The 9,451-nt window shown below is 34.9% G+C and carries 9 protein-coding genes; all 9 read left to right on the forward strand.

All coding sequences use genetic code 11. The features are described 5' to 3' along the window. Positions 1 to 214: 214 nt before the first annotated feature. The 9 genes from LS65_RS09315 (at position 215) to cheP (ending at position 9,312) form a co-directional block, all read left to right on the forward strand. On the forward strand, positions 215 to 1,642 hold the full coding sequence (locus tag LS65_RS09315; RefSeq protein ID WP_236096701.1) for an O-antigen ligase family protein: 1,428 nt from the start codon (positions 215 to 217) through the stop codon (positions 1,640 to 1,642). Further along, a complete protein-coding gene (locus tag LS65_RS09320) occupies positions 1,617 to 2,717 on the forward strand; it encodes a glycosyltransferase family 4 protein (RefSeq protein ID WP_034362248.1) in 1,101 nt (366 codons plus the stop codon). The genes LS65_RS09315 and LS65_RS09320 overlap by 26 nt, the downstream gene beginning before the upstream one ends. 107 nt (positions 2,718 to 2,824) lie before the next feature. After that, entirely contained in the window at positions 2,825 to 3,535 is a 711-nt protein-coding gene (locus LS65_RS09325; RefSeq protein ID WP_034362246.1) for an LPP20 family lipoprotein, read from the forward strand. A 17-nt stretch (positions 3,536 to 3,552) separates the two neighbouring features. Then, a complete protein-coding gene (locus LS65_RS09330; RefSeq protein ID WP_034362244.1) occupies positions 3,553 to 4,113 on the forward strand; it encodes an HP0838 family lipoprotein in 561 nt (186 codons plus the stop codon). Between the two features lie 73 nt (positions 4,114 to 4,186). After that, positions 4,187 to 5,182 (forward strand): ornithine carbamoyltransferase, encoded by a 996-nt coding sequence (argF, locus tag LS65_RS09335; RefSeq protein WP_034362242.1) that lies wholly within the window; start codon positions 4,187 to 4,189, stop codon positions 5,180 to 5,182. Then, the gene (locus LS65_RS09340; RefSeq protein ID WP_034362240.1) at positions 5,179 to 5,610 is read left to right on the forward strand and encodes a DUF2603 domain-containing protein; all 432 of its coding nucleotides are present in this window, start codon (positions 5,179 to 5,181) and stop codon (positions 5,608 to 5,610) included. Before argF ends, LS65_RS09340 begins: the two co-directional genes overlap by 4 nt. A gap of 28 nt (positions 5,611 to 5,638) precedes the next feature. Beyond that, complete coding sequence (gene hemN, locus LS65_RS09345) at positions 5,639 to 7,015, forward strand: oxygen-independent coproporphyrinogen III oxidase (protein ID WP_034363261.1); 1,377 nt, start codon at positions 5,639 to 5,641, stop codon at positions 7,013 to 7,015. Positions 7,016 to 7,024: 9 nt separating this feature from the next. Next, positions 7,025 to 8,320, forward strand: a complete 1,296-nt coding sequence (locus tag LS65_RS09350; RefSeq protein WP_034362238.1) for a (Fe-S)-binding protein — start codon at positions 7,025 to 7,027, stop codon at positions 8,318 to 8,320. A gap of 137 nt (positions 8,321 to 8,457) precedes the next feature. Next, complete coding sequence (gene cheP, locus LS65_RS09355; protein WP_034362235.1) at positions 8,458 to 9,312, forward strand: cheVAW transcriptional regulator CheP; 855 nt, start codon at positions 8,458 to 8,460, stop codon at positions 9,310 to 9,312. The last annotated feature ends 139 nt before the right edge of the window (positions 9,313 to 9,451 follow it).

Genomic DNA, 9,451 nt, shown 5'->3' on the forward strand with positions numbered 1-9,451 from the left:
CTTTTATTGTAATTGTATTTATAATATTGAAGAGAAAAAAAGCCTAATTGGTTCACTTTCATAGTGAATTTATAAGGATTAAATTTTAAAGCTATAGGGCTTGTAAAATAAAATCAAAATAAGATATTGTGTAAAATACACTATAATATTACTTTTATTATTAAATGGCAAAAATAATATTGTAGTTTTATAAAAAGGAAACCCATTGCGCTTAGTGAATTTTATTAAACTCTACAATCAAGAAATTACATTTGTTTTATTTTGTGTAGGTATAATCTTTTATGGACTAGGAGGTTCCATTGGCAAGATTTTTAATGCGCAAACTTTTTTTCATATTGGTGGATTAATTTTCTTCATATGTAATTATAAAAAACTATCTTTGTCAGATTTGAAAAACATAAAAATTCCTCTTATTTGCTTTTCTCTTGTTTTGCTTCTTGGTTTATGTACTTTATTTGATACGGTTACACCAAATACGATATCTCAAATGTTTAAGAAAATCAATAGCCATATTTTAGGTTGGATTATTTTATTTTTTATTATGTTTTTTTATGCCATACATACATCAAAAGATAAAGTCAATATTTTATTGTTATTGTTTGGATTAATGTGCGCAGTAGATGTTGCGGCTACAATTTATGTCTGGGTAAGTAATAATTTTCAAACTCATATGACACCACTTTTTTTCTTTCATATTATTGCTCTTAATGTATGGCTTCTTGGGGCAAGTGCAATTTGTGTTGCTGGTATGGCTACAATGCAAAATGTGAGGATTAAGCTTCTTTTTGTTTTGGGGTTACTTCTTTGTTTTATGGCGATTATAGGAAATGGGGAACGTTCCTTTTTATTGGGTTTTTTTGCGCTGCTTCTGTCTCCATTTTTTATATGGCATTACAAATACAAAATTTATATTGTTTTTCTTATTTTGCTTATCAGCATACCCTCTATTTATGGAATCTATACTTACAGCAAGACATTATCTGATAGGTATAATTTTGGACATGTGATAGATAATGTTTCTATTATATGGCAAAGTACTCCTCTCGAAATGGGACAATATGATGCTTATTGTTTTGATGATGGACAAGAGTGGTTACAATGTTCATCTCAAAGTTTAGCACTTGGCAAAAATAAAATTACACTTGAGCATTCAGCAATCACAAGACTTGCAATGTATAAATCAGCACTTCATCTTATTGTGAAAGAACCTTTTAAACCACATATTGCTGGTGCAACAAGTGTGGGCGAATATTTGCGCTCCTATTATGACAAAGATAATCCTTATAGAATCTATATTGACACTTCTGTGTATAGTAAGGCAGAAAATGTATATGGTTTTGGACATATACATTCTACACCCCTATCTATTTTTTTAGAATATGGTGTTTTTGGCTTTTTGACGATTGTATTTTTTAATTTTTATATATTTTATATAGCACTTAAAGCTTCATATAGGGAGACACACACTCAACTTAGCTTTGTATCAAAATGTGTGAGTATTTTTTTAATCGGATTATGGGTGCAAGTGCAGTTTGATGTGATGTACCCAGTTATGTTAAAATCTTTTTTCTTGTTTTTTGCTCTTTATTTTGCCCTTATTCATCGGTCTGTATGTAATGAAGATTTTGCTCACAATAAATGATATAAGTATATTTGGTGGGGCGGAGCGAGTAGTGGTAAATCTCGCTAATGCTTTAAGTGAGGTAGGATATAAAGTAGAAATTTTGAGTTTTTACAAAGCAAATAAACATTTGCCTTATCTTATGAATGATGATATAAAACTTCATATTTGGAACAAAGAATCAGAATCTGCTTTTGGTAAGTATATGTGTCGTAATATTTTTTCTAAAATGTATTACAAAAATCTCTATAAGTTTATTCTTAGTCTATCTGTATTTTTTCGCTTTAAGGATTTTGATGGAATTATTGTCAATGATAGCACTTATATACCTTTTTTTAAACACAGACTTACACGGTATATAAGGCTTATTCATTTAAATTTTAGTAAATATCATACACGAAATATTTTTTTTCATACGCTTGTTATTCTCTCTTCTAGAGAAATACCTATTTGGGAGCAATATCACAAAGATATTAAAGTTATTGCTAATTTTTTACCTATTATTTCTATAAAAAGCACAGATTCAAAACAAAAAAGTATTATATCAGTTGGGCGTATGGATAGAGGTGATCAAAAAGGTTTTTTGCGTCTCATTGATATTTGGGCTTTTGTGCAAGAGAAATTTAAATCATCTACCCCCCCCCCATTGCATTCTTGGAAGCTTATTATCGTAGGCGATGGTGAGATGAGAGACGAGATAGAATCTAAAATTAAAAATTTAGGATTGCAAGATTCTATTGTCCTAAAGCCTTTTACAAAGGATATAGAATCTGAATATCTTGCAGCAAGTATTTATGCAATGAGTAGTAGTTTTGAGGGATTCCCTATGGTACTTTTGGAATCTTGTTCTTATGGATTATGCCCTATTTCTTTTGATATTAAAACAGGTCCAAGTGATATTATAGAAAATAATAAAAGTGGCTATTTGATTCAAGATAATGATTTACATACTTACGCCCATAAGCTTATAGAATTAATGAGTGATGAAAATAAGCGTAAAACTATGGGTGAGACAGCAAAAGCTAGAGTAGCACACAAGTTTAGTAAAGAAGCTATTATACCATTGTGGGAGGAGACGGTAAGAGCAAAAAGCTAAGAAAGTGAGCCTAGTGCTGTATAGATTCTGTTATTATCATAAATTATAAAATTATGGAACACTACTTGCTTTTAGTTCTCTTGAAATTTAAATTCAAAGGACTGAATATGAAAAGTAATGTGCTTAAAAGTTCGATTGTCGCAAGTTTTGCTGTATTTGCATTGAGTGGATGTGGAGATTTATTCAATGTTGGTGGTGATTCAGGTGGAGCAAATAATGGGCTGATTCCGCCAAGTGCAAGTAATCAGCCTATGTATGCACCTATCCAAGCACCAACTTATCCACCAATGCCAGGATATAACACTAACCCAAATCTTATTTCTAAACCCACGGGTGGTAATCAAAAAATTAATACACTTGTGGTAGAAAAAGTCGAGGTTCCTGGCTTAAATAAAGACAACTTAGAGCCAAAATTTGATAGAGATAATGAATATATTGGACGAGGTGGTAGCAATACTATTCCTAACTCCCCAATGCTTACACCTGAAAATGAAATTACGCTTAGTGCGGTAGGTATAGGTGTGTCACCTGAAAATTCTCTTTCTCCATCACAAGCTTTTGCTATGGCAAAAAGAGCAGCGATTGTTGATGCGTATCGCCAAATTGGTGAAAAAATGTATGGCATTAGAGTAAATGCACAAGATACGGTGCGTGATATGATGCTTCAAAGTTCAACGGTTAAAACAAAAGTACAAGCTCTTATTCGTAATGCTGAAGTGCTTGAAACCGTTTATAAAGATGGTTTATGTCAAGTAAATATGGAACTCAAGCTTGATGGCAGAATCTGGCATCGAATTCTTTCTAATGCACGAGCTTAAACAAAGCGAAGCATATAATGTTTGATATTTTTAAGCGATTATTTTTGGGGAGTGGCTTTATGCTCCTCCCTTTTTTATTTGCTTCTTGTGCGTGGCTAGAAGAAAACTTTCAACGTCCGGACACAAATCCCAATGAATCTATTGTGTTAGAACCCACAAAATTTAAGATTCTTCTTATTGATACCCCTCGTGTAAAATTTTATGATTTTGCCTCATTAAAATATAAATCAAATAAAAATCTCACTCTTGAGCTCTATAAACTTGGCAAACCTGTTGGACAAATTGTAATAACAAAACAAGATATATGTATGGGTAAAGATTGCACTTCAAAATGGATTGCTGCACGCGCATTTTTTGGAGAAGTGAGTTATCCTACCTTGTTTGATGATATTCTTGCCGCACGTGATATTTTTGATGGTGAAGGTAAGCGCGTAGCAAACAATGGAGCGTTTGTGCAGTGGTTTGTGCGCGGAGGACAAGAGTTTTATTATGAGCGTAGCAAAAATAAAGTGCTATTTAAGAATCTCACTGCCAATATCACCATAGGCGTTGAAGACTATATCTTGCCAAAAAAATAAGGCATTAAAATTTCTTTAGTGATTTTTGGATACAATCACGCTTTATTTCTTTTGTATTATGGGGATAGACAGAATGAGGCATTTTCTTACTTTAAAAGATTTTTCTAAAGATGAGATTCTAGAAATGCTCGATGTGATTTTAGAGCTTAAGTCTCAGTTTTTACAAAAAGGCAATGCACCGCTTTATTTTAAGGGCAAAGTGCTTGCTATGATTTTTGAAAAAAGCTCTACACGCACACGCGTGAGTTTTGAAAGCGGAATGTATCAGCTTGGAGGACACGGCATTTTTCTTTCACACAAAGATATACAATTAGGACGCGGAGAGCCAATCAAGGACACTGCACGCGTAATTAGCTCAATGGTTGATATGGTGATGATGAGAACAAGTAAGCATAGTAGATTAGAGGAGTTTGCCTCATATTCATCTGTGCCTGTAATTAATGGACTAAGTGATGATTTTCACCCTGTGCAGCTTATTGCAGACTATCTTACAATGATAGAATGCGGTATCGCCATACCACCAAAAAAACACAATAAATTTTATCCTAGCACATACAAAGAGCCTATTGTAGCTTATGTTGGCGATGGGAATAATATGGCGCATTCGTGGATTAATCTTGCAAGTATTCTTGGTTTTGAATTGCGCGTTGCAACACCTAAAAAATACGCTCCACGAACTGATATTGTAGAAAAAGCACAAAATCTATGCGCTCAAAGTGGGGGTAAAATTATTATAGGCACAGACCCAAAAGAAGCGGTGTGTGGAGTTAATGTTGTGGTTACTGATACTTGGGCATCAATGGGACAAGAAGAGCAAAAAGAGGAGCGCAAAAAGGATTTTCAAGGATTCTGCGTGGATACTCAAATGATAAATTTTGCACAAAAAGATGCTATTTTCTTGCATTGTTTGCCTGCGTATCGTGGGCAAGAAGTAAGTGAAGATGTGCTAGAGGGTGCACAAAGCAGAGTATTTCAAGAAGCACAGAATCGTCTCCACGCACAAAAAGGTATAATGCTTTATTTAGCGCAGATAAATCAAATTCCTCTCGCATCTGTGGAGCAAAAATGAAAGCCTCAAAGCAACACAAATGGCTTGATGAAGCAAGTGCAAATCTCGGTATTTTACACCGACTCGAAGATAATGCTATGCTTCTTGCTATGGAAAATGGAGGGTTTTCAAAAGAAGATTTATGGTTTTTGCAAGATGATGAGGGCGAAGAGTATGTGGTGTTTCCACAAAAGCTATTTGTGCGCTTACTTTCACATATCAAACATATTCAAGAGGAAAAGCTTGTGATGAGGTTAGAAAAAGATATTATCTCACAAATGCCTATTGATTTTGATGATGCGATGGTGGTGGCAAAGAGTGCTTTAGAATCTTTGCGTTTAAACGATGGGAATTTACCAGAAGTGAATACGGCAATCCTTGCAAGGGATATTAAAAAGAAATATCCTAATTTGTTTTTTGATATTGATTATCTTCGCAAATCTAAATAAGAGAGGAGTAAAAATATTGAGTAATAAAATAGAAACAATCGATTTTGAGGCATTTGCGAAATATTCAAAATCAGGTCCTCGCTATACAAGTTATCCCACAGCAGTAGAATTTAAAGAATCTTGGAATGATAAAACTTATATTCAAGCACTCTCTCGAGCAGATTCTATGTCAAATTTACCTCTGTCAATTTATGTGCATTTGCCATTTTGCCGCTCTGCGTGCTATTATTGTGGCTGTAATGTTGTCTATACAAGTAAAGAAGAAAAAAAACAACACTATATGGAATATCTCAAAAAAGAACTCGTCCTCCTAAGTAGATATATGGATACCACGCGCGAGGTAGTGCAGTTTCATTTTGGCGGAGGCACACCAACATTTTTTAATGCTAAGGAATTGCAAGAAGTTATAAGCCTTGTGCGAAATACTTTTACACATTTTGCCCCTTCTGCAGAAATAAGCTGTGAGATAGACCCACGATTTTTTGTAAGAGAACAAATGGCAGTGTTAAAAGATAATGGATTCAATCGCTTGAGCTTCGGTGTGCAGGATTTTGAGGACAAAGTGCAAGAAGCAGTGCATAGAAAACAAAGTGTAGAGTTAGTAAGTGCTGCAATTAGCCTTGCGCGTGAATTTGGAATTAAGTCTGTAAATTTTGATCTTATCTATGGATTACCTTTTCAAGATGAAGAAACTTTTGCGCGCACACTTGAAAAAGTTGTGCATTTAAGCCCAGATAGGCTAGCTATTTTTAATTATGCTCATTTGCCGTGGATGAAAAAAACAATGCGCAAAATTGATGAAACAACACTCCCAACTCCCGCACAAAAATTACAGATTCTCAAAAATACTATTACTTTTTTACAAGAGCATAACTATGCGATGATTGGAATGGATCATTTTGCTAAAAAAACTGATGAACTCTATCTTGCTAAAGTGCAAAATCAGCTTCGCCGTAATTTTCAAGGATATACTACGCGTGGATTCTCTCAAACCATTGGTATTGGACTAACAAGCATTAGCGAGGGTGTAGATTATTATTCGCAAAATTATAAAGATATGAATGCTTATGAGAGTGCGCTTGATAGCGGGAGATTGCCCGTAGAGAGAGGAGTAGAACTTACCCCAGAAGATATTTTACGCAAAGAAGTGATTATGGGGCTTATGAACAACCTTTGCCTTGATTTTGCGAGCATAGAATCTAAGTTTAACATTGATTTTAAGACGCATTTTGCTCCTGCTTTAGAATCTTTGCGTGAATATGAAGAAATAGGTTTGGTGCAAATTACACCTCAAGGTATTACTACTTCCCCAACAGGCGGTATGCTTATTCGTAATATTGCTATGGCTTTTGATGCATATCTTAGCGCACATACGGCTACTAAACGCTTTAGTAAGACAATTTAGGGGTGTATAGTGCTTGATTTACAGCAAACAGCAAGTGCGTGCGTAAAGTGTGGAAAATGTATCCCTCATTGCACTATTTATATGGTAAATCGTGATGAAGTTACTTCACCTCGTGGTTTTTTAGACTTGCTTGGAGCATATAAACGCGGTGATATAGAGCTAGATTCTACAAGTAAAGATATTTTTGAATCTTGTTTTTTATGCACTACTTGTGTTACACATTGTCCTTCAAGTCTGCCTGTAGATGTGGCAATAGAATCTGTGCGTGTAGATATTGCTCAAAAGTATGGTATTGCGTGGTATAAGAGGGCATATTTTTATCTTTTGCGTCATCGTAAAATGGCGGATTTTGTGTTTAAATTTATGTATTTCCTTATGCCTTGTGCATTTAAGCAAGAGAATGGGCGTCTTATCTCTCGTTTTAAATTCTTTAAAAATGAAAACAATAAACTTGCAAAAAGGTCAGTTTTCCCTATATGGCGTAAATCTTTTTTGCAACAATATCAAGGTGAAATCACTCCGCGTAATCCTACGCCTCCACCAAATACCCTTACTCACAAGAGAGTGGCGATCTTTATTGGTTGTTTGAGTAATTATAATTATGTGAATGTGGGTGAGAGTTTGCTTGAGATTCTTAGTCATCTTGGCATTAAGGCATTTGTGCCACATTTACAAGAGTGTTGTGGTGCGCCTGCATTTTTTACGGGTGATGTAAAGAGTGTAGCCTATCTGGCGAAGAGAAATATTGAGTATTTTGAAAGTTTTTGGGAGAGTATTGATGCGATGATTATTCCCGAAGCGACTTGTGCTGCAATGATTAAAAAAGATTGGATTCACGCATTAAGTAATGAGCCAGAATGGATAGAGAGACTAAACAAGTTGCTCCCAAAAATTGATATGGCGAGTTCTTGGCTTTTCCATAACACACCATTGCAGGAGATATTGCCTCAAAATTTTAGCACCCAAAGTGTTACTTATCACGACCCTTGCCACGCAAGAAAAGTGTTAGGAATCTTCAAGGAGCCACGCACACTTTTAGAAAAAAGCTTTGTGCTTAAAGAAATGAGTGATTCTGCGAGGTGCTGTGGCTTTGGAGGCATCAGTATGCAGAGTTCGCGTTATGATTTGACACTAAAAGCTGGTAAGCCAAAGGCAGAGATGATAGAATCTAGTGGAGCACAAGTTGTAAGTGCAGAGTGTGGGGCGTGTCGTATGCAAATTGATAATGCCTTAACTCAAATTGATTCTAAAGTGCGTTTTGCTCACCCATTAGAGCTTATTGCACAGGCTCTGAAAAAATCTTAAAAAAGCAAAATATGTTTCATTTTACTATATTTGGTAAAATTGCACGAATTCAAAGAGTTTTTATAGCGATTTTTGCTATAATTTCCATTGGCTAATTTTTTAGATAAGGATTTGATTTTCTTTGAAAGGATAATTAAATGAATGAACTTCTACTCAAGGTGATTGATAATCTTCCCCCACTACCTGAAACAGTAATGAAACTACAACAATATGTGGATTCTGCGGGATCTGATGTGCAGATAGATGGTGTGGTAGATATTATTTCAAAAGACCCTCTCTTGACAGGAGATTTACTTCGTTTGGCAAATTCACCTTATTATGGATTTTCTCGTGAGATTTCTACACTCAATCAGGTTGTATCTCTACTTGGTATTAATAATGTAAAAAATATTGCTATTGCTAACTCATTGCGCGGAGGATTTGAAATCAATGTATCGCCTTATGGTTTAAATACGCAAGAATTTTTGGGGAATTGTAGTAAAGAGGTGGATTTTATTTCCGAATGGTTTTCCCAAACAGATAAAAAACTTGCTCAAATTCTTGCACCTTGTGCGATGTTATTGCGTTTAGGAATGATGCTTTATGCTAATGCTCTTATTCAAAATGGTAAAGATAAAGAATTTTTGACTGCTCTTCAAGAGACTAATTTTAATGATGTAAGCTCTGTGGAGATAGAGTTTTATGGTTTGGACCATCTTACATTTTTGGGCTATTTGTTTGACCATTGGCATTTTGATGAGACATTGATTCAAACAACTGCTTATATTACTATGCCTCACGCTGCTTCTGATGAAGTGAAGAGAGCTTCATATGCCTTAGCAATTGTAACGCGTGTATTTGACCCTTATCACGGCGGAAGTGTGTATAATATGGAAGATGCATTTGCTTTAATCAAAGAGGCAAAGGCACAAGGCATTCAATTTAATATAGATAGATTCCTTGAGATTCTCCCACCTGAAGCAAAAGCTAATCTTAATGCTTCGGCTGATTAAGAGTGTTCTCGCCCTTAAAAAACTAAGAGTTTGATTGGGTTAAAACCTCTTCTTATTCACATCATCTAATATATCTTTAGCTACCTTATCTACTCTCTCACTAATCTCTGCACTAGAATTAGCAATATTGACATTCTCT

The organism is Helicobacter japonicus (assembly GCF_000762845.2).
GTDB lineage: Bacteria > Campylobacterota > Campylobacteria > Campylobacterales > Helicobacteraceae > Helicobacter_C > Helicobacter_C japonicus.

Bases quoted from the DNA above. Each gene is read 5' to 3' on its own strand.
- LS65_RS09320 (WP_034362248.1), top strand. From the start codon at position 1,617: ATGAAGATTTTGCTCACAATAAATGATATAAGTATATTTGGTGGGGCG.
- cheP (WP_034362235.1), top strand. From the start codon at position 8,458: ATGAATGAACTTCTACTCAAGGTGATTGATAATCTTCCCCCACTACCT.
- argF (WP_034362242.1), top strand. From the start codon at position 4,187: ATGAGGCATTTTCTTACTTTAAAAGATTTTTCTAAAGATGAGATTCTA.
- LS65_RS09340 (WP_034362240.1), top strand. From the start codon at position 5,179: ATGAAAGCCTCAAAGCAACACAAATGGCTTGATGAAGCAAGTGCAAAT.
- LS65_RS09325 (WP_034362246.1), top strand. From the start codon at position 2,825: ATGAAAAGTAATGTGCTTAAAAGTTCGATTGTCGCAAGTTTTGCTGTA.
- LS65_RS09330 (WP_034362244.1), top strand. From the start codon at position 3,553: ATGTTTGATATTTTTAAGCGATTATTTTTGGGGAGTGGCTTTATGCTC.